Source organism: Leifsonia sp. NPDC058194 (assembly GCF_042883605.1).
GTDB lineage: Bacteria > Actinomycetota > Actinomycetes > Actinomycetales > Microbacteriaceae > Leifsonia.
The window spans coordinates 346,361-372,241 of record NZ_JBHVVL010000004.1; the positions used below are offsets into that span (position 1 = coordinate 346,361).

The 25,881-nt window shown below is 70.7% G+C and carries 21 protein-coding genes and 1 tRNA gene; 10 read left to right on the forward strand and 12 right to left on the reverse strand.

The window, feature by feature from the left end; all coding sequences use genetic code 11:
• Positions 1-19 precede the first annotated feature (19 nt).
• On the reverse strand, positions 20-1,687 hold the full coding sequence (locus ACFVU2_RS16550) for an amidohydrolase (RefSeq protein WP_387876475.1): 1,668 nt from the start codon (positions 1,685-1,687) through the stop codon (positions 20-22).
• Between the two features lie 182 nt (positions 1,688-1,869).
• Between ACFVU2_RS16550 and ACFVU2_RS16555 the strand changes: the two genes are divergently transcribed.
• Entirely contained in the window at positions 1,870-2,865 is a 996-nt protein-coding gene (locus tag ACFVU2_RS16555; protein ID WP_387876477.1) for a LacI family DNA-binding transcriptional regulator, read from the forward strand.
• Here the strand turns inward: ACFVU2_RS16555 and ACFVU2_RS16560 are convergent, their stop codons facing one another.
• Together ACFVU2_RS16560 and ACFVU2_RS16565 are read right to left on the reverse strand one after the other, a co-directional pair.
• Positions 2,866-4,170 carry a DUF4032 domain-containing protein gene (locus ACFVU2_RS16560; RefSeq protein ID WP_387876480.1) on the reverse strand — a complete coding sequence of 435 codons (1,305 nt, stop codon included), beginning with the start codon at positions 4,168-4,170 and terminating at the stop codon, positions 2,866-2,868.
• Positions 4,171-4,276: 106 nt separating this feature from the next.
• Entirely contained in the window at positions 4,277-5,371 is a 1,095-nt protein-coding gene (locus ACFVU2_RS16565) for an ABC transporter ATP-binding protein (protein WP_387876482.1), read from the reverse strand.
• A 302-nt stretch (positions 5,372-5,673) separates the two neighbouring features.
• Here ACFVU2_RS16565 and ACFVU2_RS16570 point away from each other — a divergent pair, with 302 nt between their 5' ends.
• The 4 genes from ACFVU2_RS16570 to ACFVU2_RS16585 all read left to right on the forward strand — a co-directional run bounded on the left by ACFVU2_RS16570 (position 5,674) and on the right by ACFVU2_RS16585 (position 9,014).
• A complete protein-coding gene (locus ACFVU2_RS16570; RefSeq protein ID WP_387876485.1) occupies positions 5,674-6,567 on the forward strand; it encodes a DsbA family protein in 894 nt (297 codons plus the stop codon).
• Between the two features lie 62 nt (positions 6,568-6,629).
• Positions 6,630-6,705 (forward strand) — tRNA-Thr (locus ACFVU2_RS16575).
• A gap of 156 nt (positions 6,706-6,861) precedes the next feature.
• Positions 6,862-8,763 (forward strand): FAD-binding monooxygenase, encoded by a 1,902-nt coding sequence (locus tag ACFVU2_RS16580; RefSeq protein ID WP_387876487.1) that lies wholly within the window; start codon positions 6,862-6,864, stop codon positions 8,761-8,763.
• A 74-nt stretch (positions 8,764-8,837) separates the two neighbouring features.
• Complete coding sequence (locus ACFVU2_RS16585; protein ID WP_387876490.1) at positions 8,838-9,014, forward strand: hypothetical protein; 177 nt, start codon at positions 8,838-8,840, stop codon at positions 9,012-9,014.
• Here ACFVU2_RS16585 and ACFVU2_RS16590 read toward each other — a convergent pair.
• On the reverse strand, positions 8,981-10,924 hold the full coding sequence (locus ACFVU2_RS16590) for a cellulose binding domain-containing protein (RefSeq protein WP_387876492.1): 1,944 nt from the start codon (positions 10,922-10,924) through the stop codon (positions 8,981-8,983). The genes ACFVU2_RS16585 and ACFVU2_RS16590 overlap by 34 nt on opposite strands.
• A gap of 155 nt (positions 10,925-11,079) precedes the next feature.
• Between ACFVU2_RS16590 and ACFVU2_RS16595 the strand changes: the two genes are divergently transcribed.
• A complete protein-coding gene (locus ACFVU2_RS16595) occupies positions 11,080-11,613 on the forward strand; it encodes a hypothetical protein (RefSeq protein ID WP_387876495.1) in 534 nt (177 codons plus the stop codon).
• A 93-nt stretch (positions 11,614-11,706) separates the two neighbouring features.
• Here the strand turns inward: ACFVU2_RS16595 and ACFVU2_RS16600 are convergent, their stop codons facing one another.
• The 6 genes from ACFVU2_RS16600 to ACFVU2_RS16625 all read right to left on the reverse strand — a co-directional run bounded on the left by ACFVU2_RS16600 (position 11,707) and on the right by ACFVU2_RS16625 (position 19,248).
• Positions 11,707-12,372 carry a GntR family transcriptional regulator gene (locus ACFVU2_RS16600; protein WP_387876497.1) on the reverse strand — a complete coding sequence of 222 codons (666 nt, stop codon included), beginning with the start codon at positions 12,370-12,372 and terminating at the stop codon, positions 11,707-11,709.
• Positions 12,373-12,492: 120 nt separating this feature from the next.
• Positions 12,493-14,160 (reverse strand): thiamine pyrophosphate-binding protein, encoded by a 1,668-nt coding sequence (locus tag ACFVU2_RS16605; protein ID WP_387876500.1) that lies wholly within the window; start codon positions 14,158-14,160, stop codon positions 12,493-12,495.
• Positions 14,161-14,291: 131 nt separating this feature from the next.
• Positions 14,292-15,581 carry a serine hydrolase domain-containing protein gene (locus ACFVU2_RS16610; RefSeq protein ID WP_387876502.1) on the reverse strand — a complete coding sequence of 430 codons (1,290 nt, stop codon included), beginning with the start codon at positions 15,579-15,581 and terminating at the stop codon, positions 14,292-14,294.
• Positions 15,582-15,663: 82 nt separating this feature from the next.
• Complete coding sequence (locus ACFVU2_RS16615; RefSeq protein ID WP_387876844.1) at positions 15,664-16,314, reverse strand: response regulator; 651 nt, start codon at positions 16,312-16,314, stop codon at positions 15,664-15,666.
• Positions 16,302-17,507: a sensor histidine kinase gene (locus ACFVU2_RS16620; RefSeq protein WP_387876847.1), complete on the reverse strand. Its 1,206-nt coding sequence runs from the start codon at positions 17,505-17,507 to the stop codon at positions 16,302-16,304. The genes ACFVU2_RS16615 and ACFVU2_RS16620 overlap by 13 nt, the downstream gene beginning before the upstream one ends.
• 685 nt (positions 17,508-18,192) lie before the next feature.
• Entirely contained in the window at positions 18,193-19,248 is a 1,056-nt protein-coding gene (locus tag ACFVU2_RS16625; protein ID WP_387876504.1) for a LacI family DNA-binding transcriptional regulator, read from the reverse strand.
• A gap of 144 nt (positions 19,249-19,392) precedes the next feature.
• On the opposite strand from ACFVU2_RS16625, the gene ACFVU2_RS16630 reads away from it, so the two are divergent.
• From ACFVU2_RS16630 to ACFVU2_RS16645, 4 genes are all read left to right on the forward strand, one after another.
• Positions 19,393-20,325: a carbohydrate ABC transporter permease gene (locus ACFVU2_RS16630; protein WP_387876507.1), complete on the forward strand. Its 933-nt coding sequence runs from the start codon at positions 19,393-19,395 to the stop codon at positions 20,323-20,325.
• The gene (locus ACFVU2_RS16635; RefSeq protein ID WP_387876510.1) at positions 20,325-21,266 is read left to right on the forward strand and encodes a carbohydrate ABC transporter permease; all 942 of its coding nucleotides are present in this window, start codon (positions 20,325-20,327) and stop codon (positions 21,264-21,266) included. The genes ACFVU2_RS16630 and ACFVU2_RS16635 overlap by 1 nt, the downstream gene beginning before the upstream one ends.
• 57 nt (positions 21,267-21,323) lie before the next feature.
• On the forward strand, positions 21,324-22,676 hold the full coding sequence (locus ACFVU2_RS16640; RefSeq protein ID WP_387876513.1) for an ABC transporter substrate-binding protein: 1,353 nt from the start codon (positions 21,324-21,326) through the stop codon (positions 22,674-22,676).
• A gap of 73 nt (positions 22,677-22,749) precedes the next feature.
• Positions 22,750-24,522 (forward strand): beta-galactosidase family protein, encoded by a 1,773-nt coding sequence (locus ACFVU2_RS16645; protein ID WP_387876516.1) that lies wholly within the window; start codon positions 22,750-22,752, stop codon positions 24,520-24,522.
• Positions 24,523-24,536: 14 nt separating this feature from the next.
• On the opposite strand, the gene ACFVU2_RS16650 is transcribed toward ACFVU2_RS16645, so the two are convergent.
• Together ACFVU2_RS16650 and ACFVU2_RS16655 are read right to left on the reverse strand one after the other, a co-directional pair.
• Entirely contained in the window at positions 24,537-25,472 is a 936-nt protein-coding gene (locus ACFVU2_RS16650) for a hypothetical protein (RefSeq protein ID WP_387876519.1), read from the reverse strand.
• Between the two features lie 24 nt (positions 25,473-25,496).
• Positions 25,497-25,880: a PLD nuclease N-terminal domain-containing protein gene (locus tag ACFVU2_RS16655; RefSeq protein ID WP_387876522.1), complete on the reverse strand. Its 384-nt coding sequence runs from the start codon at positions 25,878-25,880 to the stop codon at positions 25,497-25,499.
• Position 25,881: the final 1 nt, after the last annotated feature.

Genomic DNA, 25,881 nt, shown 5'->3' on the forward strand with positions numbered 1-25,881 from the left:
GCTGTGCGGGGCGCGACCGTCAGATCGCTGCGGGGAGGGCCGCGTAGACGGACTCCCCGGCGACGAAGGTCTCGATGGTGCGGGTGTCGGCGATGGTGTCCGCCGGGTGGGCGAACGGGTCGCGATCGACGACGGCCAGGTCGGCCCAGTTGCCCACCGCGATGGACCCGGTGAGGTCGTCGCGGCCGTTGATGCGTGCGGCGCCGTGGGTGTAGGCGCGCAGGGCGGCGGCGAGAGACAGGCTCTCGCTCGGGAGGAAGGCCTCGGGATTGTGGTCCGGGTGCCACGACGGCACCCGGCGGTTGACCGCCACGTGGATGCCGAGCCAGGGGTCCGGGCTCGTGACCGGCCAGTCCGACCCGGCGCAGAGGTGCGCGCCGGCGGCCAGGAGGGAGGCGAACGGGTACTGGGTGGTGGTGCGCTCGGCGCCGAGCAGCGGCACGTTCAGCTCGACCATCTGCGGGTCGTAGCAGGCCCAGAGGGGCTGGATGTTCGCGGCGACCCCGAGGGCGGCGAACCGGGCGCGGTCGTCGGGGTGCACCACCTGCAGGTGCGCGATGTGGTGGGTGACCCCGCTGTCGCCGTTGGCATGACGGGCCGCGGACACCGCATCCAGCGACTCCCGCACGCCGCGGTCGCCGATGGCGTGGAAATGCACCTGGAAGCCGAGGGAGTCGAGGCGCGACACATACCGGGCCAGGAGGTCGGGATCGACGAACGAGATCCCGTCGTCGTGGGTCTCACCGGGCCCGCAGCGGTGCAGGTACGGCTCGATCATCGCCGCCGTGCGGTTCTCGACGATGCCGTCCTGCATGACCTTGACGGTGGTGATGCGGAAGCGCTCGTCCTGGAACCGCTCCCGGAGCGCCTGGATGCGGGCGATCTGCTCCTCGCCGAGCTCGCGCTCCCACCAGATCGCACCGTTGACCCGGGCGTGGAGCACACCCTCGTCCATGGCGCGCTGGTAGGCGTCGACGATGGCGGCGGAGTGGTTGCCGTAGTCCCCGATGAGGGCGTCCTGCCAGCCGGTGATCCCGAACGAGTGCAGGTAGCGCTGGGCCTCGAGCAGGCCTTCGTACTGCTCGTCCGCGGTCGGAGCGGGTGCGAGGCGCAGGGCGAGCATCCGGGCGCCCTCGTGCAGGGTGCCGGTCGGCTCGCCGTCGGCGTCGCGCTCGATGCGGCCGTCGACGGGGTCGGGGGTGTCGCGGTCGATGCCCGCCCGACGGAGCGCCTCGGAGTTGACCCAGGCGCTGTGGTGGTCGCGGTTGGAGATGACCATCGGCCGGTCGGGGCAGATCGCGTCGAGGTCGGCGGCGAGCGGCGCACCGCCTTCGAACGCGGCCTGCTGCCAGCCTCCCCCGACGATCCACTCGCGATCGGGGTTCGCGGCGGCGTACTCGCCGATGATGCGCAGGTAGTCCTCGCGGGTCCAGCCCGCGGAGAGGTCGCAGTGGAGCCGCTCGACGCCGGCCTCCACCGGGTGCACGTGCGCGTCGATCAGCCCGGGGAGCAGCAGGCGGCCGGTCAGGTCGACCACGCGGGTGCGATCGGTGATGCCCTCCGCCACGTCGGGTCCGAGCGCGGCGATCCGTCCACCGGCCACGCCGACGTCGAGCCGCCGAGGGGCGTCCGAGACGCCGTCGAAGACCATGCCGTCGACGAACGCGAGGTCGAGCTCCACTGCCACGTGCCACCCATCTCTTCATCGCCGCAGCTGTGCGGCGAAGGAGGAAAACGTTCGGGAAATCCGAACTGAATCGATTAAGAACTTGATCGATTAATCTCGGACTATACAATGCGATGGAGCCGCGATGCAATCGCGGCCGGAGCCTCCTCCCACGAGGTGCTCGGCGAGCGAGAGGAGCGACGATGCCGACGACGACGCTGGCCGACATCGCCGAGCGCGCCGGCATCTCCGCCGCCGCGGTCTCCCTCGCCCTCAACGGCAAGAAGGGCGTCTCGGAGGAGACGCGCGCTCGGGTGCTCGCCATCGCCAAGCAGTCCGGGTACCGCATCAACCGGCTCGGCCGCGCGCTTCGCCAGTCCCGCGCGGGAGCTGTGGGACTCTACCTGCCCGAGTCGGCCGTCCACTTCGGCTACTACACCGAGACGACTCTCGGACTGACCGAGCGACTGCACGAGGCCGACCTCTCCCTGCTGATCGTCCCGAGCACGCCGACCAGCCCGCGGATCGAGTCCTTCCCGCCCGTCGACGGCTTCATCCTGATCGAGCCGCACTCGGACGACGAGGGCGCCGCGATGATCCTGGCCCAGGACCTGCCGGTGGTCACCGGGGACTCCCCGCCGCCCGGCTTCCCCGATCCCTGGGGCATCGTCGAATCGCCCAACACCCGCACGACGCGGGAGGTCCTCGACCGGTTCGTCGCTCACGGCTCCCGCCAGCCGGGCCTGCTCCTGGTGGAGCAGGTCTCGGCGTGGGCGCAGGAGCTCGAGGCCGCCTACCGCACGTGGTGCGCCGAGCGCCGGCTCGAGCCGCAGGTGCTGCTGACGACGATCCACGAGGAGAACGGCACGCTCGCGCGGCGGCTCGCCGAGTGGACCGCCGAGAACGGGGTGGACGGGGTGGACGCCATCCTGGTCGGCGCGGACGGCGTCGCGGTGCGTGTGGCCGGGCTGCTGCGCACCCTCGGCCTGCGGCCGGGCGCCGACATCAGGCTGGTCTCCGGAGTGGACAGCCTGATCATGGAGTTCCACACCCCGCCGATCACGTCCGTCGACCTCCAGCCGCGCGAGTTCGGCCGTGCCTGCGGTGAACTCCTGCTGGAGCTGATGGAGGGGGACAGGCCCGCCGAGACGGTGCGGCGCGGCCTCGACGCGGTGCTGCGGGTGCGCGACTCGGGCTAGTCAGACCTTCGAGCGCCAGTCGTCGGCGTCGTCCTCGTCGTCGTCGAGACCGGCCGCGCGGCGGATGGTCGGGATGCTCATCGTGTCGGTCGCCGGGGCGATCACGGTGGCCTCGTCGCGGCGGTGACGCAGCACGTCGTTGATGTACGACGTGAGCGCCTCGGCCAGCGGGACGTCGCGGCCCTCGTTCTGCGACATGAACCAGCGGTGCTCGAGCAGCTGGTGGAACACCTCGGCCGGCTCCAGCTTGCCCTTCAGATCGGCCGGGATGGCGCGGACCACGGGCTCGAACACGCGCAGCAGCCACTCGTGCGCCATGGCCTCCTCGTCGAGACCCTGCTTGCCGAGGGTCGCCGCATAGGAGTCGAGGTCGTTGAGCAGGCGACGGGCCTGGTTCTCGCCGGTGTCGAGCCCGGTGAGGCGCAGCAGACGGCGCTGGTGGTGGCCGGCGTCGACGACCTTCGGCTGGATGCGCACCGTCGTGCCCTCGTCCGAGGTCTTGATCGCCAGCTCCTCGATGTCGAAGCCCAGCTCGTTGAGGCGCTCGACCCGCTGGCTGATCCGCCAGCGCTCGGACGACGAGAAGGACTCGCTGCCGGTCAGCTCCTTCCAGAGCGAACGGTAGGCGGCGACGATGCCGTTGGAGACGCTGATCGGGTCGAGCTCCTCGTCGATGCGGCCGCCGGCCTCCAGGTCCATGAGCTCGCCCGCGATGTTGACCCGCGCGATCTCGAGGTCGTTCTCGCGCTGGCCGTTGGAGAGGCCGTCGTACAGCTGTCCGGTCTCGGCATCGACGAGATACGCGGCGAACGAGCCGGCGTCACGGCGGAACAGGGTGTTCGAGAGCGAGACGTCGCCCCAGAAGAACCCGACGATGTGCAGCCGCACGAGCAGCACGGCCAGCGCATCCACGAGTCGTGTGGCCGTGTCGGGCCGCAGCGTCTGCGAGAACAGCGCGCGATAGGGGAGGGAGAATTTGAGGTGTCGCGTGACGAGCGCGGCATTCAACTCGTTGCCGTCGTCGTCGGTGCGGTTCTTGATGACCGCCACCGGATCCACGCACGGCACGTCCATGCGCTGCAGGGTGCGCAGCATGTCGTACTCGCGCTGGGCCATCTCCGCCGTCGTCTCCTTGATGGCGATGACGTAGCCCGAGAGGTTCGCGAAGCGCACGAGGTGCCGGCTGATGCCCTTCGGCAGGAGGGCGATGTGCTCGGCCGACCACTGGTCCAGCGGGATGTTCCACGGCAGGTCGAGCAGAGCGGGGTCGACGGTCGCTGCGGTGATGTTGACGGAGCCGGCCATGAGGTTGCCTTCCGGAGTCGGTGCTGAGGGGGAAAGCACTCTGCCGCAGCCCGGGAACCGGACTGCGGCAGAGTGTGATTCCTGTTGGAGCCTAGTGCGTACGACCTCAGTCGACGACGGCGCCGCCGAGGCGCTCGCCCGACTCCGCGTGGAACGCGTGCACGTGACCCGGCTTCGGGGTGATGAACACGGTGTCGCCCGCGTTCGGGTGCACGCGGCCGTCGACGCGGCCGACGATGTCGGTGCGCTTGCCGTCGACCTCGGAGTGGCCGTACAGGTAGCCGTCGGCGCCGAGCTCCTCGACGAGGTCGACCGTCACCTTGAGACCATTGCCCTCGGCGGACGACACGACGACGTCCTCCGGGCGCACGCCGATGGTCACAGCGGAGCCGGCGGCGGCGAGGATGTCGCGCTCGACGGGGACGATCGTGTTGCCGAACTTGATGCCGCCGTCGGTGACGTCGGCCGTGAACAGGTTCATGGCCGGGCTGCCGATGAAGCCGGCGACGAAGACGTTCTTCGGCTGTGCGTACAGGTCGCGCGGGGTGCCGACCTGCTGCAGCACGCCGTCCTTGAGGACCGCGATGCGGTCGCCCATGGTGAGCGCCTCGGTCTGGTCGTGGGTGACGTAGACCGTGGTGACGCCGAGACGGCGCGTCAGCGACGCGATCTGCGTACGGGTCTGGACGCGGAGCTTGGCGTCGAGGTTCGACAGCGGCTCGTCCATGAGGAACACCTGGGGGGAGCGGACGATCGCGCGGCCCATGGCGACGCGCTGACGCTGACCACCCGAGAGGGCCTTGGGCTTGCGGCCGAGGTACGGCTCCAGGTCGAGCAGCTTGGCGGCCTCGAGGACGCGCTGGGCGCGCTCCTCCTTGCCGACGCCGGCGATCTTGAGCGCGAAGCCCATGTTCTCGGCCACGGTCATGTGCGGGTACAGCGCGTAGTTCTGGAACACCATCGCGATGTCGCGGTCCTTCGGCGGGACGTCGGTGACGTTGCGCTCGCCGATGAAGATGTTGCCGTCGTTGACCTCTTCGAGCCCCGCGAGCATGCGGAGGGAGGTCGACTTGCCGCAGCCCGACGGGCCGACGAGGACGAGGAATTCGCCGTCCGCGATGTCCAGGTCGAGCGCGTCCACGGCGGGACGGTTGGAACCCGGGTAGAGCCGGGTCGCCTTGTCATAGGTGACAGTCGCCATTTTCTCTTTATTCTCCTTCACCGGCAGGTACGTGCCGGACGATCCGTTGTGATGGATGAACGTGGCGTCGACGTCCGTAGGGCATCGGCGCCGCAATCACCCATAATATGGCATCGGCGACGATGTCGACGACCGCCCCCAGGGTCGAGGCGTCGACGTCGTGCCCCGCGCGTCCAGCGACCGTCTGGTCTATTCCCAGACAGCCGGAATACGATCGACCGGTTGCGTGCGTCCCGGCGTGCGACGACGCCGCTGCGTCCCCCTGCGCAGCCCCGATCGACCCCGAGAGTGTGATTCCCCCTATGACCGACCCCGACGAGAGCGGCGACGTCCGCGCAGCCGCCCGGGAGAAAGCCCGGCAGCTCCGCACGTCCCAGCAGCGCAAGGACCGCCGAAACCGGACCCTCATCGGCGGCGGCATCGCCGTCGGCGTCCTCGCCGTCATCGCGATCGTCGCCGTCGTCATCGTCGGCGCGATCCGCCCGACGGTCCCCGGCCCGAAGAACATGGCCAGCGACGGCGTCGTGGTCGGAGCCGGCCTGAAGGTCGCCACGACCCCGGCACTCGCCGCCGACTCGAAGCCGGTCGCCAGCACGCCGGACCCGAACGGCGCCGCCGTCGACATCCGCATCTACGCGGACTACCTCTGCGACCTCTGCGGGGACTTCCAGCGCACCAACCTCTCGCAGCTCGAGCCCCTGGTGAAGGACGGCGCGGTCACCGTCGAGATGCACCCCGTCGCGATCTACACCAGCCATTCGGCGGGGACGAAGTACTCGCTCCGGGCCGCGAACGCCGCGGCCTGCGTGGCGAACTACTCGCCCGCCGCCTTCTGGGCGTTCAACGCGTCGCTCTTCGAGAAGCAGCCCAAGGAGGGCAGCCCGGGACTCAGCGACCAGCAGCTCAAGGCCCGCGTCGCCGACGCCAAGGCGAGCAGCGCGTCCAGCATCGACTCGTGCATCGACGACGGTCGCTTCAAGACCTGGGTGACCACCGCCAGCGACCGCGCACTGAGCGGTCCGCTGCCGAACTCCGACGTCAAGAAGATGACGAACGCGCTGCTTGTGCTGGTCAACGGCAAGCCCTACACGGGGTCGCTCACCAGCGCGGACGACTTCAAGGCGTTCATCCTGCAGGCGCAGGGCGACGAGTACTCGTCGACCGCGACGCCCACACCGACGCCGTCCGCGGGCTGATACCCGAGGACGACCTCCACACCCCATCCTCTAGGATGGTGGGCGACGGGCCAGCCGTCGTCGCCGGCTTAGCTCAGTTGGTAGAGCACTCGCCTTGTAAGCGAGCGGTCGCGGGTTCGAATCCCGCAGCCGGCTCCATTTCCCCACCCCTTTCTCCCTCTCTCCGTCGCGCCTCCTTCGTCGCGCTCTTGTCGCGCTGTCGTCGTATGCCTATGATCGGTGTGCGATATCAGAACCTGTTGTTCGATAATCGAACACAACAGTGAACACCCCACAGCGAAGTGAGGAGAACCCGTGCAGTTCCACCACCACGGTTACGTGTCGGGAGACCCCCGTGTCCAGCCCGCCGCCGGCACCGGGATCGACCGTCCGGACGAGCTGCCCGACGAGGTCGACGTGCTCATCGTCGGGACCGGGCCCGCCGGCATGATCACCGCGGCACAGCTCTCCCAGTTCTCCGGCGTCACCACCCGCATCGTCGAGCGCCGCCCCGGCCGGCTCGCGATCGGTCAGGCGGACGGCATCCAGGCGCGCAGCGTCGAGACGTTCGACGCCTTCGGCTTCGCGGAACGCATCATCGCCGAGGCCTACCGCATCACCGAGATGGCGTTCTGGAAGCCAGACCCCGCCGACCCCGCCCGCATCGTGCGCGCCGCGCGCGCGGTCGACGATCCGACCGGCATCAGCGAGTGGCCGCACCTCATCGTCAACCAGGCGCGTGTGCTCGACTACTTCGCCGAGTACATGGCGAACGCCCCCGCGCGCCTCCGCCCCGACTACGGGTACGAGTTCGCCGGGCTCACCGTCGACGACGCGGCGGAGCATCCCGTGACCGTGCGCCTGGTGCGCACCGCGGGCGAGCACGAGGGGGAGGAGCGGATCGTCCGGGCGAAGTACGTGCTCGGCGCGGACGGCGCACGCAGCGCGGTGCGGGAGTCGATCGGCTGCACGCTCGCCGGCGACCAGGCCAACCATGCCTGGGGCGTGATGGACGTGCTCGCGGTCACGGACTTCCCGGACATCCGCACCAAGTGCTCGATCCAGTCGGAGGCGGGCAACATCCTGCTCATCCCGCGCGAGGGCGGCCACCTCTTCCGCATGTACGTCGACCTCGGCGAGGTGCGGGAGCACGACAACGGTGCCGTGCGCTCGACGACGATCGAGACGATCATCGCGAAGGCCAACGACATCCTGCACCCGTACGTGCTCGACGTGAAGAACGTCGCCTGGCACAGCGTGTACGAGGTGGGTCACCGGCTGACGGATCGCTTCGACGACGTGATCGCCGAGCAGCGGGGCACCCGCACTCCGCGCGTGTTCATCGCCGGGGACGCCTGCCACACGCACAGCGCGAAGGCCGGCCAGGGGATGAACGTCTCGATGCAGGACGGCTTCAACCTCGGCTGGAAGCTGGGTCACGTGCTCGACGGACGCAGCCCGGAGGAGCTGCTCGCCACGTATTCGGCGGAGCGTCAGGTGATCGCCCAGAACCTCATCGACTTCGACCGCGAGTGGTCGTCGCTGATGGCCGCCAAGCCGGAGGAGCTCGGCGACCCGACCGAGCTCGAGGACTTCTACGTGCGCACAGCGGAGTTCCCGGCCGGCTTCATGACGCAGTACCCGCCGAGCCTCCTCGTGGGAGAGGGCGGCAGCCAGGGCCTCGCGACCGGATTCCCCCTCGGCAAGCGCTTCAAGTCGCCGCACGCGACACGCGTCTGCGACGGCAACCCGGTGCACCTCGGGCACCACGCCAAGGCGGACGGACGCTGGCGGATCTACGTCTTCGCCGACGAGGCGCGCCCGGGGGAGTCCGAGGCGGTGGCGGAGTTCGCCGACTGGCTCGAGCACGCACCCGATTCGCCGGTCGTCGTCTCCACTCCCGCCGGCGCCGATCTCGACGCGCACTTCGACGTGAAGGTCGTGTACCAGCAGCCCCACATCGAGGTGGATTCCGGTGTGGTGCCGTCCGTCTTCCGGCCCCGGGTGGGTCCGTTCGGGCTGATCGATCACGAGAAGGTGTACGCGGCGGATCCGGAGCACGACGTGTTCGAGGAGCGTGGTGTGGACCGTGGCGGTGCGATCGTCGTCGTGCGACCGGACCAGTACGTCGCGCACGTGCTCCCGCTCGCCGACACGGCCGGGCTCGCGGCGTTCTTCGCTCCGATCCTGTCGTCGCGCACGGTGGCCGTCGCGTAGGCCGGGCGGTCGTTTTACGAAACCGACCGTTCTCCCCGTAGGGTGGACACCGTTGTCCACCCGGGGGAGGGTTCGTGAATCACAAGCGTGCGACCGTCGCGATCGCCATCATCCTGGCACTCGTCGCGCTCGCGCTCGTCGGATTCGGCTCCTGGGCGGTGCTCAACGGCGAGACCGGTGCCGGACAGGGCACCGGTCCCACCGGGAGCGGGACGGGTCAGCGGGTGGCCGCGACGAACGCCTTCGAGTAGGCCCAGCGCGCTGCTGACGTCCCGGTGCACATGTACGCCGGGATGCCGCCGGTACAAGGCTGATCGCGCGTGAGCTCCCACCAGCCCAGCCCGGCGAGCCCGTTCGCCTTCGCGTACGCGGCCACCGTCGTCGCGTGCGCGAGCGTGAAGACCTCTCCGGTGTCGTTGACGCCGATCATCGGGGTGACCGCGACGAGGGCGCGGCGCTGTGCGTCGGAGAGGGCGGCATACGTGCTCACGGTCTTCAGCTGGGCCGCGGTCGCGGTGGCCGCGTCGATCGCCGCTTTCGCCATGTCGGTGACGCCGGTGCCGTAATCCATCGTCATGAGGTTCACGGCCGAGAGTTGGACGCCCGCGGCGGTGAACTCACGGATCGTGCGCAGCCCGCTGTCGAGCAGACCGTTCGGCATGACCGGAAGGGTCAGCGACACCTCGAGGGGGTGCCCGGCGGCGGCACGCTGCTTCTGCAGCGCCGCCACGGCCGTCGCGCGGCGCTGGTTCGCCGCCGAGTCGGAGACGTCGGCGCCCTCGATGTCGAAGTCGACGCGGTCGAGGCCGAACCGGGCGACGACCTTCGAGTACGCGGCGAGCACCTTCGCCGGGTCGGTGCAGACCCGGGCGAGCTCGTCGTTCACCGCTCCACCGAACGAGGCCACGACGCGTCCACCGGCGGCCTGGAAGGCGGCGATGTTCGATTGGAAGTCCTGCCCGCCACCGATCGCGTAAGCGGTGTAACCGGCCCAGGTGGGGGAGCAGGCGCTGCTGCGGTCGGCCACGACGAATGCGGCGGTCACCGCCGAGACGCCGCTCGATCGGCTGAACGCCGTGAGGTCGGCGGTCGGCCAGAGACCCAGATCGACGTACGGAGCCACCAGCAGGGAGCCCGACGGGGCGGGGATGGTCGGGGTCGGGGTCGGGGTCGGGGTCGGAGTGGGCGTCGGCGTCGGCTCTGGTGTGCTGATCGTGCCGTTGATCGTGCACGGCAGGTTCGCGCCGACAACGCGGCACGCGGTCGGGACGAGACCGGCGCCGGTCGCCTTGTTCGACGTCAGCCCGAACGACGCTTCACCCCCGGCGGCGAGGGCTTTTGCATACGAGGGCGCGGTCACCGTGAAGCCGTCTGCCGCCGCCCCGGCCGTGCCGTCCCACAGGCTCACGACCGTCGTGGCGGTCGTGAACGAGAGCTGCCAGGGGCTGAGGGTGGTACCGGAGGTGTTGCGGACACGCACGGCGGACTGGAAGCCCGCCGTCCACTCGGAGGTCGTGCTCCAGCTGACCTCGAGCCCTCCGGACGTGGGCGTCGGTGTCGGAGTCGGGGTCGGCGTGGGTGTGGGAGTCGGAGTCGGAGTTGGAGTCGGCGTGACGGTCGGGGTCGTGGTCGGGGTCGCTGTCGGGGTCGGCGTGGGCGTCGCTGTCGGGGTGCTCGTCGCCCCGCCGCCGACCGGTCCGCCGTTCACCGAGCAGGGCACCGATGCTCCCGCAAGCAGCCCGACGATCGTGCAGCCGGTCGGCACGAGTGCCGCCGAGCCCGCCCTCGTCGCGGTGAGGCCGAAGTTCGTCTTCGCCCCCGAAGCCAGCGTGGTCGCCCAGGCCGGAGCCGCGACGGTCAGGGTGCCGGCCTCGGACGGCTGCTGCACGGCCGACCAGATGCTCACCAGGGTGTGCGGGAAGGTGAAGCGCACCTGCCAGGGCGCGAGCTTCGTCGTCGAGCCGTTGGCGACATCCACCGACGCCTGGAAGCCGGTCGTCCACGAGTTGCTGATCGTCCACGTCACGTCGACGCGATCGGCGGCGGCGCTCGCGCTCGTCGACGCGACGGCGCCGCCGACGACGAGTGCGCCGGTGAGGATCGCGGCCGCGAGCGCGGAGCGCCGGCGACGGGGGGAGTCGGTGCGGGGGGAGTCGGTCACGGGGTACCTCCACTCGATGACGACCGGTGCCGTCGCCCGGGACTATCGGCGGGGCCGCCCGGATGGTCAGTGCCCGAAGCTGCACTGCGGTGTCGAGGAGGCATCGGGACGAGCCGCTGGCCCAGCGGAGTCGGAGCGAGGCGCAGAATGGACCAATGGAATGCGTCTTCCTCAACGGGACGGTCGGAGTCGGCAAGACCACGGTGGCCGAGGCGATCAGTGCCCTGGAACCCGGGCCGCACGCGGTCGTCGACCTCGACCAGGTGCGCCGGCTGCATCCCGCACCGGCCACCGACGTCTTCAACCACGAACTGGAGCTCCGCAACCTCCACGCTCTCGCGACGAACTACCGTGCGGCCGGCGCGCGGCGATTCATCCTCGCCGGAGTGCTCGAGGAATCCGGCGAGGTGGGGCGATACCTGGACGCGTTGAGGACGGAGAGAATGCTGATCTGCCGGCTGGTCGCCGCACCCTCCGTCGTCGAGGGTCGACTGCGGCTGCGGCATGCCGACGATCCGGACGGGCTCGCGTGGCATCTGCGCCGGGCCGGCGAGCTGGACGCGGTGCTGGCCGAAGCGGCGATCGACGACCTCGTCGTCGACACGAGCGACCTCCGACCGCGTGAGATCGCTCGCCACGTCCGCGCCGCCGCGGGATGGGACGCCCCGGCTGAGCGAGGCGGCGAATAGTCCGCCTTCTCGGCCGAAAAGCGTGCACTTCGTGCCGCCTCGACGGCGACCCGGCGCGCGGCGGGCGGGCGTGTGAGCGGGTGAGCGCGTGGGTCAGTGCGCGGAGTGTTCGTGCTCCAGATAGGCGTCGAGGGTGGCGGCACGGTGACGGCGCGCGGCCGACTCGATCTCGTCGACCGGGGCGCCCGTCTCGATGAGGGCGACGATGCCCTCGTGCTCGCGCACCGACTCCTGCGCGCGACCCGGGACGAACGCGAACGTCGAGTTGCGGAGGTTGCCGAGCCGGCTCCACTCGGCGTTCACGAGATCGAGGAGGCGGGCATTCGGGCACGGGCCGTAGAGGGTCTCGTGGAACTCGTGGTTGAGGGCTGTGAATGCGCCGGGGTCGAAGTGGTCGAGGCTCGCGACCATCCGCTCGTTGATCTCGCGGGCGCGCCGGAGATCCTCCGCCGTCAGGGCGCGAGCCGCGAGTGCGGTGGCCGCGCCTTCGAGGACGGCGAGCGTCTGCATGCTGAACGCGTACTGCGACTCGTCGACCATCGAGACCCGGGCGCCCACGTTGCGCTCGAAGGTGACGAGGCCTTCGGCCTCCAGCTGGCGGAGCGCCTCGCGCACCGGCACGACGCTCATTCCGAGGTCGGCCGCGATCGATCCGAGCACCAGCCGGTAGCCGGGGGTGTACTCGCGTCGAGCGATCCTCGCCTTGACCCAGTCGTAAGCGGCCCGCGATTTGCTCTGCGTCTTCTCGTCCGTCGCCATCGAAAGGCGATCCTATCCGGCGGACGCCCTCCCGGCTGCGATCGAGGTTCACGTCGTGGCGCCCATTCCGCCCGGAATGACCGCCACGACGTGAACCTCGGCGTAATGGAAGAGAGGGGGTTAGGAGTTCACCCGGATGATCTCGTGCTGGTAGGGCGCGACGACCGTGGGCGAGATGCGCAGGTCGAGCAGGAGGAACGGCCGCTCTCCGGCCGGGCGGGACACCCAGTCGGCGAGCACGGCGAGGTCGTCGAGCGTGCGGACGATCGCGGCCTCGGCACCGACCGCGCGGGCCAGTCCGGCGAAATCGACGGTGGGGATGAGCATCGGCGCCTCGGCGAGGCCTTTGCGGCCGTAGAGGTGCACCTCGGCCCCATAGGCGGCGTCGTTCCACACGACGGCGAGACCGCGGCCTCCCGCGACACGCACCGCGGACTCCAGGTCGGCGAGAGCCATCAGGCCGCCCCCGTCGCCCGTGGTCAGCACGACCGTCGACTCGGGGTGCGCGACCGCGGCGCCGGCGACGCTCGGGAACCCCAGCCCGATCGACTGGTACGCCGTGCCGACCATGATCATCCGGTCCGGGGAGGCCACCGGCCAGTACATGTTCGCCCAGCCGATGAAGTGCCCGCCGTCCGAGACCACGACCCGGTCCTTGGGCAGCAGCTCCCCGATGCGCGCGGCGGCGGCGCGCGGGTCGAGCAGGCCGTCCTCGGCCAGACCGCCCGACGCCCCGGACGCCCCGGTGTCGTATGCGCGCCGGCCGGCGAGGTCGACGGATTCCCGCCACCCGGAGGAGCGGGTCGCGCCCGCCTCCAGCTCGGCGACCAAGGCCTCGGCCACGATGTGCGCGTCGCCGCGCAGATAGGTGCCGACGTGCGGGTGGGTCGCCGAGGAGGCGACATCCACCTGGACGACACGGGTGCCCGGCGCGAACAGCTCCCCGAACCGCATCGTGAACTGGTTGAGCGAGGCGCCGAAGACGACGACGGTGTCCGCCTCCCGGATCAGCTCCATCGCCCCCTCGGCCCCGAAGCCGCCGGTCACGCCGAGGTCGTAGCGGTCGTCGGGGAACACTCCGCGGCCGAGGGCGCTCGTCGCGGTGAGGGCGCCGGTCGCCTCGGCCAGAGTGCCGAGGGCGGAGCTCGCGCCCGCGATCCATGCGCCACGACCGGCCAGGAGCAGAGGCCGCTCGGCAGCGGCGAGGGCCTCCGCGGCGGCGGAGACGGCGCTCGCCGCGAACGGCCCGACGGGAGCGAGCGGCGCGGGCAGCACCGGCTGCGGCGCGACCGGGATCGGCCCCGCCTCCCGAGTCGCGATGTCGTACGGGATGGCCAGCACCGTCGGCACGCGATACGTCAATGCGTGCTCGACGGCGATCATCGTCGTGGCCGCGGCGTCTGCGCGGCCCACGGTGTAGGTGCGCGCACCGACGGCCGACGCGAGCGCGATCTGGTCGACGCCCCACGGCCGCGGACCCGAGGTGGGCTCGTCGCCGACCAGCAGGATGAGCGGGATGCGCGCCTGGACGGCCTCCGCCAACCCGGTCAGCGTGTTCGTGAACCCGGCACCGTACGTCGCGGTCGCCGCCGCGAGCTCGCCCGAGGCACGGTGGAACGCGTCGGCGGCGACCACGGCGCCCCCCTCGTGTCGCATCGCGGTGTACGGGACGGCGCCCTGACGCTCGAGCGCGTCGAGCACATAGGCGTTGCCGTTGCCCATCACCCCGAACACGTGCTGGACATGGGCGGCGAGGGTAGCGGCGACGTGAGCGGACACGGAGGGCATGGCAAAGCCTTTCGAGACGGGACGGAGGTGCGCATTCCGTATGTGTCGCGCGCGCGCATCTCCGCGCACGCCTCGTGCCCATTTTTCGAGCATCGGCGGGTGGCCCGCCGGACATGCGCAGTCTACCCGGCTCAGCTCGCCGGGTTGGCGGCGAACGGGTGGCCGAGGGCCTCCGCGACCGCGACGAAGACCCGGGTGGCCGGTGCCATGCAGGGGGCCGACGTCGGGTTGTCGGGCAGCGTCTTCGATTCGGTGCAGGCGCCGGACATGATGTCGCTGTTGGCGAAGACGATCACCGTCGTGTCGGTCGTGGTGTCGTAGAAGACGGAGGTGTTGTAGCCGGGGATCTCGCCGGTGTGGCCGATCCAGCCGTCGATGCAGCCGATCGCGTCGCCGTAGCCGCCGGCGGCGGGCATCGATTCCAGCCGGTCGAGCTGCGTTGTGCGGTCGAGCACGTCGTGGCCGGTGCCGAGCACGCGGCCCCAGGTGAGCATGTCGCCGATGGTGGAGATCATCTGGCCGGCCGTCCACGCGAAAGTCGGGTTCCACTCGGTGGCGTTCACCGGGGTCGTGTCGCCGTCTGCGGTGCCCTGGAGGCTGGACCCGTCGGCGTGCGGGTCGGGCAGAGGCGCGTCTCCCGCGGGCATGGCGGTGTGCGTCAGGCCGAGCGGGGTGAGGATGCGCTCCTGGAGCACCGTCGCATACGACTCGCCCGTGACCCGCTGGATCACCTCGCCGAGCAGGATGAAGTTGGTGTTGGAGTAGTTGAACTTCGCACCGGGGGCGAAGATCGGTTCGAGGGCGAAGCTGGCGTGGAGCAGCTGGGCGGGCGTCCACGGTTCGGTGGGGTCGGCGAACCACTCGTTCTGAAGGTCGGTGTTGAGCGTGTAGCTGGCGAGTCCGCTCTTCATCGTGAGCAGGTCGTCCAGCGTGATCTCCGCGCCGTTCGGCACGCCGTCGACGTATCGGTCGATCGTGTCGTCGAGCGAGATCCGCCCCTCCTGGACCAGCTGCAGGATGAGGGTTCCGGTGAAGGTCTTCGTCACGGAGCCGATGCGCTGCACGTCGTCGACGGTCATGGCCCGGCCGGTGACGGGGTCGGCGACGCCGAAGGCCCGCATCCAGCGCCCCTGCGGCGTCTGGACGGCGACGATCGCTCCCGGGGAGGAGATCTCGGCGCGGCCGCTCTCCGACGCCGCCACCAGCTTGGCGGCGAGAGTGGAGGAGACGGGGGTCGAGGGCAGCGTCGCCGGAAGGGAGGCGGTCTTCGCCGGGTCGGCGACGCAGGACGCCGCCGTGGTGGCGGTCGCGGCTCCGGGATCCGTCGCCGGCGCGGGAGCTGCGGTGCAGCCGGTGAGGGCGAGCGCCGCAACGGCGAGGACGGCGCCGGCGGCGAGGAGGAGGGAGCGATGCGGTTTCACAGGAGGCCCTTCGGACGGGACGAACACGGTCGGGACGAGCAGGGACGGTACGGGGGAGGTATGCGGCGCGCGCCGCGGCGCATCAGGTGCGGTTGAGGTAGCGCAGCACGGCGAGCACGCGGCGGTGCGCGTCGGAGTCGACCGGGAGCCCGAGTGCGTCGTAGATGCGGGACGTGTGCTGCACGACCGCCTTCTCGGTCAGGACGAGCTCGGCGGCGATCCACGCGTTGCTGCGGCCCTCGGCGACGAGGCCGAGCACCTCCTGCTGCCGCGGGGTGAGCGATCCGACGGCCGAGTCCGACCTGCTCGCGCGGGCCACCATGACGGCGACCACATCCGGGTCGAGTGCGGTGCCGCCGGCCGCGACGCGGCGCAGGTCGTCGAGGAAGGTGTCGACATCCGCGATGCGCTGTTTGAGCAGATAGCCGACCTTGCCGCTCCGCTCGGCGAGCAGTTCGACGGCGTAGCTGCGCTGCACGTGCTGGGACAGCACCATGACGGCGGTGCCGGGATGCGCCGAGCGGATGCGGATGGCGGCGACCAGCCCCTCGTCGGTGTGGGTGGGCGGCATGCGGATGTCGGTCACCACCAGGTCGGGCCGCTGCTGGGCGACGGCCGCCTCCAGCGCGCCGGCGTCCGCGGCGGTGGCGACGACATCGAAACCGCCCTGTTCGAGGACGAGCTGCAGACCGTGGCGCAGCAGCGCCTCGTCCTCGCCGATCACGACTCGCATGGGACCTCCACGTGGATCCTGGTGCCCTGTCCGGGCGGGCTGTCGACGGTCATCCGGCCGCCGAGCACGTCGACGCGGTCGGCGATGCCGCGCAGACCCGCGCCGGTGTTCGCGGCCGCTCCTCCCGCGCCGTCGTCGGCGACGCTGACGTGCAGGAGGCCGCCGTCGCGCGCGATGCGCACGGCGATGCTGCGGGCGCCCGAGTGTTTGACGGCGTTGGCGAGGGCCTCGGACACGACGAGGTAGGCGGTGCTCTCGACCGCGTGGGGGAGCGGCCCGGGCTGAAGGTCGACCTCGGTCGGGATCGGCAGGCGGTCGGCGAGGTCCTCGACGGCGGCGGCGAGGCCGCGTTCGACGAGGGCGGCGGGCATGACCGCGTGCACGATCTGGCGCAGCTCCGCGGCAGCGGTGTCGATGCCCTTGCGCAGGGCGGTCGCCCGCTCGGCCAGTGCGGGGTCGGCGCCCCGCGTGTTCGCGAGCTGCTGCGCCTCGAGGGCCAGCAGGACGAGCTGCATCTGGAGGCTGTCGTGGAGGTCCTGGGCGATGCGCCGCCGCTCGACGTCGGCGGCGTCGACGAGCCGCTCGCGCGAGATGCGGAGCGCGCGCCGACTGGCGAGCAGCTCGGCGGTGAGGCGTTCGCGGTCGAGTGCGATCGCCACCACCTGGCCGGCGGTGCGGACCAGCTCGGGCTCGCCGATCAGACCGGCGTCGTAGACGATCGCGCCGATCCGCCGCCCCTCGAGCTCCACCACCTCCACCCCGCGGGAGGCGGACGACATCGGCTCGACGACCGGTGCGCCGTGCATGTCGACGTAGGCCCCGCGCTCGGGGACCCAGAACCACACCTCGAGCGAGGGGTCGCCCAGCGCGCCGCCGAGAGCGGAGGTGAGGGCGGGACGCTCGGCTCCCGTCGCCCCCAGCCAGCTGCCCAGCTCCTCCAGTTCGCCCGTGCGGGCGAATCCGCCGCGCAGCACCGCGAGCGCGAACGCGATCGGGATGAGCCCGAGCGCCACCAGCTGGACGCCGCCGACCACGGTGATCGACCAGCCGAAGGCGGGCGCGAGCACGCGGGTGCTCAGGGGGATGAACAGCACGGTGACGATGCCGTAGCCGTACAGCGGCAGGAGCGTGCCGCGCTGCTCGGGAGTCGCCGCGGCGAGCCGGCGGATCAGGACGGCGGCGGTCGCCAGCATCACGGCGGCGCCGACGACGGCCTGCAGGGTGGCACCCAGGGCGACTCCGGCCGGCCAGTCGGCCGCACTGAGCCCGGGCGCGGGGCCGGCCGGATCGAACAGATAGCGCGGCGCGCCGAGCAGGAGCGCGGTCGCGTAGGCCGTGATCACCGTCGCTCGCGGCACGCCGCCGCGCACCCTGCCGGACGGGAACGCGTGCAGCAGGTGCACGACGGCGGCCAGAGGGAGCGTCGCCGCGATCGTCCCGACCTCCACGAAGAGCGGGATGTCGATGTTGAAGATCGCGCTGAGGAAGACGGCGAGGCCTGCGGACAGGATGAGCGCGCCGATCCGGTTGCTGGGGCGCCGATACCAGGCGAGCAGGCCGGCGCACAGGTAGACGAGCAAGTCGATCGGGAAGAGCACGAGCACCGGTCCGGCCGGGGTCGCGAACGGCAGCAGCGCGAACTGCAGGAGCGCGAAGAGTGCGCCGGCGACGAGCAGGGCCAGCAGAGCGCGGTCGAGGGAGCGGGCCACGTTGGAGCGCATGACGGCAGGATGCAGCGCGGTCCAACGGCGGGGCTCCATTATCGTCCTTCCGAGGGCGCGCCGACGGCGCCTCCCTCAGTCTGTCGGGGGAGGAGCCGCCCGCGCTATGGACCTGGGTCCCCAGTCGGAGTGCCGATGCGGCGCAGGGCCGCCGACGTCAGAGCGGCGCGGGTCCGGTGCTGGAGCGCACGACGAGGCGGGTCGGGACGACCGTGGAGGTGACCGGCTCGGGGCGTCCCTCGATCTCGGCGATGAGCAGTTCGACCGCGCGGCGGCCGGTGGCCTCGAACTCCTGGTGGATGGTCGTCAGCGGCGGCCAGAACGAGTCCGACTCGGCCATGTCGTCGAAGCCGACCACGCTGACGTCTTCCGGGACGCGACGGCCGGCCTCGTGGAGGGCGCGCAGCACGCCGAGCGCCATGCGGTCGTTCGCGGCGAAGACGGCGGTGATCTCGGGGCGCGCGGCGATGGCGAGGCCGTGCTCGTAGCCGGTCTGCGTGGACCAGTCGCCGTGGAGCACCTCCGGCACGGGGGCGCCCGCCGCCTCCAGCGTCTCGCGCCAGGCGGCCTCGCGGCGCGTGGCGGAGTACGACTCGGTCGGGCCCGAGATGTGCCAGACCGTCTCGTGGCCCAGCGACAGGAGGTGCTCGGTCGCCAGCCGCGCGCCGAGGGCCTGGTCGTTGTCGACCTGCGGATAGTCGGGGCGCTGGGTGGAGTCGATGACGACGACGGAGAGGCCCTCGGGCAGCTCGACGTCGGCGCCGTCGACGATGTGCGCCTCGATGACGATGACGATGCCGTCCACCGCCTGCTCGAGCAGGCGTGAGAACGCGACGCTGACGTCCTTCTGCGTGGGCCGCTCCACGGGGACCACCGTGATGGAGTACCCGGCGGTGGCCGCGTTGACTGCGATCGCGTCGAGCGTGCGCATGTTGCCGTACGACGAGAGCGTGAACATCACGACGCCGAGGTTGCGGAAGCGGCCGGAACGCAGGGCGCGCGCGGCGTGGTTCGGGCGGTAGCCGAGGGCGTGCATGGAGGCCAGGACGCGCTCGCGGGTCGCCGCCTCCACGTTGGTGAGGCCGTTCGCGACGCGGGACACCGTCTGGGTCGAGACGCCCGCATGCGCGGCGACATCGCCGAGGGAGGGGCCACGCTTGCGACCGGCCCGCGGCGCGGCGACGGGCGCGGGATCGGCGATCGACTCGGTCATAGCTCCTCATTCTGCTGAATTCCGCGCCGCCAGTACGTAAACGACAAACGGGCTTGCGCGATGTTGACGTCAACATGTTAGGGTATGCCAGCAGATGTTGACGTAAACATCTGTGTGTCGCCCCCGAACCATCCAAGGAAGGCCATGACAACGACGTCCCTCACGCCGCCGGCCAGCCGGCAGGCCGTCTCCCCGAAGCCCCGCAAGCGCCGCGCCCGTCGCGATTGGCGCGGATGGGCATTCGTCGCACCGTTCATGGTCGTGTTCGCCGCGATGATCATCGCGCCGGTGCTCTACGCCATCTACCTCAGCCTGTTCCGCGAGCAGCTCATCGGCGGCAACGTGTTCGCCGGGCTCGGCAACTACATCGCCGTGTTCCAGGACCCGAAGTTCTGGGAGTCGCTCGGCCGCGTCTCGATCTTCCTGGTCGTGCAGGTGCCGATCATGCTCGTGCTCTCGCTCGTCGCGGCGCTCGCCCTCGACAGCGCACGTCTGCACGGCGCCGGCTTCTTCCGCATCGCGCTCTTCCTCCCCTACGCCGTCCCCGGCGTCGTCGCCGCCCTGATCTGGGGCTTCATCTACGGCGACCAGTTCGGCCTCACCGCCAGCGTGAACCAGCTCTTCGGCACGGACCTCGCCCCGCTCAGCGGGTCGTGGATCCTCGGCTCGATCGGCAACATCGTCACCTGGGAGTTCATGGGCTACAACATGCTCATCTTCTACGCGGCCCTCCGTGTCATCCCGGGCGAGCTCTACGAGGCGGCCGAGATCGACGGCGCCGGCGCCTTCCGCCAGATCTGGAGCATCAAGGTCCCCGCCGTGCGCGGCGCCATCGTGATCGCCACCATCTTCTCGATCATCGGCAGCTTCCAGCTCTTCAACGAGCCCAACCTGCTCAAGCAGATCGCCCCCAACGCGATCAGCAGCTACTTCACCCCGAACATGTACGCCTACAACCTGTCCTTCGCCGGACAGCAGTTCAACTACGCGGCGACGGTCGCGATCGTGATGGGAGTGTTCACCGCGGTGATCGCCTACGTGGTCCAGCTCCGCGGCTCCCGTAAGGAGGTCCGCTGATGGCCACGCTCACCGACATCGCCCCCACCCGCGCCGACCGCGTGGCCCTCCGCAAGGCCGAGCGCCGAGCCGAGAAGTCGTTCTCCACCGGAGGCCGCCGCCCGCGCCGCTCGATCGTCCTGACCATCGTCATGGTGCTGTTCACGATCTACTCGGTCGTGCCGCTCGTCTGGCTGATCGTCAACGCGACGAAGACGCAGCCCGACCTCTTCTCGTCGTTCGGGCTCTGGTTCGGCAAGGACTTCAACCTCTTCCAGAACATCGCCGACACGCTCACCTATCGCGACGGCATCTTCCTCAAGTGGCTGGGGAACACCCTCCTGTACGTGGTCGTCGGCGCCGGTGGCGCGACGCTGCTCGCCACCGTCGCGGGCTACGGCCTGGCGAAGTTCAACTTCCCGGGCAAGCGCGCCGTCTTCGCGATCGTGCTCGGCGCGATCGCGGTGCCCGGCACGGCCCTCGCCGTCCCGACCTTCCTCATGTTCAGCCAGGTCGGCCTGACGAACACCCCCTGGTCCGTCATCCTCCCGTCGCTGATCAGCCCGTTCGGCCTCTACCTGATCTGGACCTACGCCACCGAGGCCATCCCGACCGAGCTGCTCGAGGCGGCGCGGATGGACGGCGCCAGCGAGTTCCGCACCTTCTTCACCATCTCGCTCCGCCTGCTGGCGCCCGGCGTCGTCACGGTCGCGCTGTTCGCGATCGTGGCCACCTGGAACAACTACTTCCTGCCGCTCATCATGCTGAGCGATCCGACCTGGTACCCCCTCACGGTCGGCCTCAGCCAATGGAGCGCGCAGGCGACCGGGGTAGCGGCACAACCGATCTACAACCTGGTCATCACCGGATCGCTGCTCACGATCGTCCCGATCGTCATCGCGTTCCTCTTCCTGCAGCGCTTCTGGCAGTCGGGTCTGGCCGCCGGCAGCGTCAAGCAGTGACCCACAGCTCCACCCCTCGCACCATCACATCCCAATGAAGTGAAAGGAACACCACTGATGAAGCGCATCCTGCGTTCACGGTCGCTCCGTCGCGTCGCCACGGCGATCGTCGCCACGGCCGTCGTCGGCGCCTCCCTCGCCGCGTGCTCGTCTGGGTCGGGATCCGACTCGGCCAGCGGCTCCAGCTCCGACGTCGACGCGGCCCTCAAGGCCGGCGGCGAGATCACGTACTGGTCGTGGACCCCCTCCGCCGAGGCCCAGGTCGCCGCGTTCGAGAAGGCGTACCCGAAGGTCAAGGTCAACCTGGTCAACGCCGGCACCAACACCACCGAGTACACCAAGCTGCAGAACGCGATCAAGGCCGGCTCCGGCGCCCCCGACGTCGCCCAGGTCGAGTACTACGCGATCCCGCAGTTCGCCCTCTCCGACTCGCTCGTCGACCTGACGCAGTTCGGCTTCGACAAGCTCAAGGACGACTACACGGCCGGCCCGTGGAGCTCGGTCAACGTCGGCGGCAAGCTCGTCGGCCTGCCGCAGGACTCGGGCCCCATGGCGATGTTCTACAACAAGACCGTCTTCGACAAGTACGGCATCGCCGTGCCGACCACCTGGGACGAGTACGTGGCCGCAGCACAGACGCTGCACGCCGCCGACCCGAACGCCTACATCACCAGCGACTCGGGCGACTCCGGCTTCACCACCAGCATGATCTGGCAGGCCGGCGGCCGTCCGTTCAGCGTCGACGGCACCAAGGTGACCGTCAACCTGCAGGATGCGGGCACCAAGAAGTGGACCTCCACCTGGAACAAGCTGGTCGAGGGCAAGCTGCTCTCCTCCGTCCCCGGCTGGAGCGACGAGTGGTACAAGGCTCTCGGCAACGGCTCGATCGCGACCCTGATCACCGGCGCCTGGATGCCCGGCACGCTCGAGTCGTCGGTCACCGAGGCCTCCGGCCAGTGGCGCGTCGCCCCCATCCCGACCTATGACGGCAAGCCCGCCAACGCCGAGAACGGCGGCGGCGGCCAGGTCGTGCTGAAGCAGAGCAAGAACCAGGCCCTCGCGGCCGGCTTCCTCAAGTGGCTGAACAACGACCCGGAGAGCATCTCCGTGTTCCTGAAGTCGGGCGGCTTCCCGTCGACCACCAAGGACCTCAGCTCCGACGCGTTCCTCGCCGACGCCCCCGAGTACTTCGGCGGCCAGAAGATCAACCAGGTCCTCGCCGACGGCGCCAAGAACGTGTCGACCGGATGGCAGTACCTGCCCTTCCAGGTCTACGCGAACAGCATCTACGCCGACTCCGTCGGTCAGTCCTACGCGTCGAACAGCGACCTCAACACGGGCCTGCAGGCCTGGCAGAAGTCGATCGTCGACTACGGCAACAAGCAGGGCTTCAGCGTCACCAGCAAGTGACCGCCCCGCGTGGCCGGTCGCTCATCGCGGCCGGCCACGCGTCTGCACCGATCCACCAGGAGAGACCCACCTCATGACCACCTTCGAGATCGCGGGCGACGACTTCGTCCTCGACGGCGAGCCGTACCGCATCCTCTCGGGAGCCCTGCACTACTTCCGCGTGCACCCGGACGACTGGGCGGACCGCATCCGCAAGGCCCGGCTCATGGGGCTCAACACCATCGAGACCTACGTCCCGTGGAACGCGCACGAGCCGCGCCCGGGCGAGTGGACGGCCGAGGGCGGACTCGACCTCGCCCGCTTCCTGCGCACCATTCAGGAGGAGGGGATGCACGCCATCGTGCGCCCCGGCCCCTACATCTGCGCCGAGTGGGACAACGGCGGCCTCCCGGCCTGGCTCTTCACCGACCCGACGGTCGGCATCCGCCGCTCCGAGCCGACGTTCGTCGCAGCCGTCAGCGCCTTCATGGAGCGCGTGCTCGCCATCGTCAAGCCCTTCCAGATCCACGAGGGCGGACCCGTCCTGCTCGTGCAGGTCGAGAACGAGTACGGCGCCTACGGCGACGACAAGGACTACCTGCGCCACCTCGTCGACGTCTTCCGCGACGCCGGCATCACGGTGCCGCTGACCACGGTCGACCAGCCGCAGCCCGACATGCTCGAGAACGGCTCGCTGCCGGAGCTGCTCAAGACCGCCTCGTTCGGCTCCCGGTCGAAGGAGCGCCTCGCCACACTGCGCGAGCACCAGCCGACCGGGCCGCTGATGTGCTCGGAGTTCTGGGACGGCTGGTTCGACCACTGGGGCGCGCACCACCACACGACGCCCGTGGAGCAGTCCGCCGCCGACCTGGACGACCTGCTCGCCCTCGGCGCGTCGGTCAACATCTACATGTTCCACGGCGGCACGAACTTCGGATTCACCAACGGAGCGAACGACAAGGGCGTCTACCAGCCCATCGTCACGAGCTACGACTACGACGCACCGCTCGACGAGGCCGGCGAGCCGACCGAGAAGTTCTGGGCGTTCCGCGAGGTCATCGCCAAGCACGCCGCGGTCCCGGCGGAGGAGCCCGTCGTCGCCGCTGCCGCGCCGACCCTCGCGCAGACCTTCGAGTCGGCCGTGCCGCTCTTCGCCGTCGCCGACCGGCTGGGCGCGTGGGAGCACACCGACGAGGTGCCCACCTTCGACGAGCTCGGCCACTACACCGGGTTCGGCCTGTACCGCACCGAGATCGACACGCACGAGCCGGCGGTGCTGGAGTTCGGCGAGGTGCGCGACCGCGCGTACGTCTTCGTCGGATCGACCCGCGTCGGCGTGCTCGCCCGCGACCACCACGACCGCGCGATCACCCTCTCGCCCAGCCGCGGGACCCTGACCGTGCTGGTCGAGGACCAGGGGCGGGTCGACTACGGCCCGCGCATCGGCGAGTCCAAGGGCCTGATCGGGCCCGTGCACCTGAACGGCGAGGAGCTGCAGCGCTGGAGCGTGCTGCCGCTGCGCCTCCCGTCGCTCGCCGCCGTGCGGGAGGCCCTGGACGCCTCGGCGGCGGCCGGCGACGCCGCGCCCGAGAGACTCGCCGGGCCGGTCTTCGCCCGCGCCTACTTCGAGGTGGAGGAGCCGGGGACGCTGTTCCTCGACACCACCGGCTTCGGCAAGGGCGTCGCGTGGATCAACGGCTTCAACCTCGGCCGGTACTGGACGCGCGGCCCGCAGGAGACCCTCCACGTGCCCGGCCCGGTCGTCCGCGCCGGCCGCAACGAGCTCGTGATCCTGGAGCTCGAGTCCGCGGCGGACGCGACGGCGGAGTTCGTGGCCGAGCCGCGACTGGGTCACACCGACTTCTGAGCCTGCCGGGAGCGTCAGCGCAGTTCGATGCGTCCCACGGTCCCGCCGGTCTTGTTGGTGAACCACAGCGCTCCGTCGGCGCCCGGCTTGATGTCGAACGGGCCGGACACCTCCGGAGCCGCCCCGGTGGACGACCACGCGCCGGTCGCCGGGTCGTACCGCACCACGGCGTCCGCGGCGGAGTCGACCAGCCACAGCGCGCCGTCGGGCCCGACGCACACACCGTCGGGCTCGACGAGCCCGGGCTCGACGAGTTGGGGGTCTTTCGCGCCGCGTACGGTGCTGCCGGGATCGGCGGGGTCGAACGAGAGCAGGCCCGCGGGCTCGCGGGTGGTCAGCCACAACCGACCGTCGGCGGTCTCGGCCCAGGCGCGGGGCGAGCCGAGACCCGGCCACGGGCCGTGCTCGACGATCGAGCCGGTCGCCGGATCGAGCTCGCCGATGCTTGCCGTGTCGCCGTTCACCCAGCGGATGCGACCGTCGGCCGCCACGAACAGGGCTCCGGGACCGGCGATCGACGGATCGGAGTGCACGTCGAGCGTCCGCTCGGGATCGGCCGGGTCGGCGGACGCGACGGCGTTCGCCCCCCGCAGGGTGAACCACAGCCGGCCGTCCGCGGCGGACTTGAGCGCGACTGGGCGGCTCCCGGCCGGGAGCGCGTAGGTCGTGATCGTGTCGCCGGGCCGCTCGGCGGCGGGGTCGATCGCGCCGAGCCGGTCGGTGCCGAGGGAGGTGAACCACACCCGTCCGTCCGCGCCGGGGAAGATGTTGGCCGGCAAGCGCACCTGGCCGGCCGGGTCACGGAAGACCTCGACGGTCCCGTCCTCGCGCACCCGCCCGATGGCTGCATCGGCGATCGCGGTGAACCAGATCTCACCGGCAGCGGCGATGATCCCGGAGGGGGCGGCGGCCGGTCCGCCCGGGACCGCGAACGTCGTGATGTCGTGCACGACGCCAGCGTATCGGGCGCCGGTTCAGGCGGGTTCGCCGTCGCCGTCCGCGCGACGACGGCGCAGTTCGGCCTCCAGCTCCGCGATGTGGCGGGAGCGGCGGTCCTCTTCGATCTCGCGCTCGAGCGCGGCCAGCTGCTCCTCGGTGCTCAGCGGCCGATTCGGGTCGCGCACCGGGGCCGGCTGCGCGGACGGCGCGGCCTCGCGGACCACGATCGTGCGTGCCTCGGCCTTGGGCGCGGCGCGACGGCCGATCAGGAACCAGAGGGCGCTCCCGATGAGGGGGAACACGATCACGACGATCGCCCAGAGCGGCTTGGGCAGACGCACGAGTGCCGGATCGCGCGACAGGATGTCGAAGAGCGCCATCGCCATGATGACGAGCATCGCGAGGAACATCAGCACCATG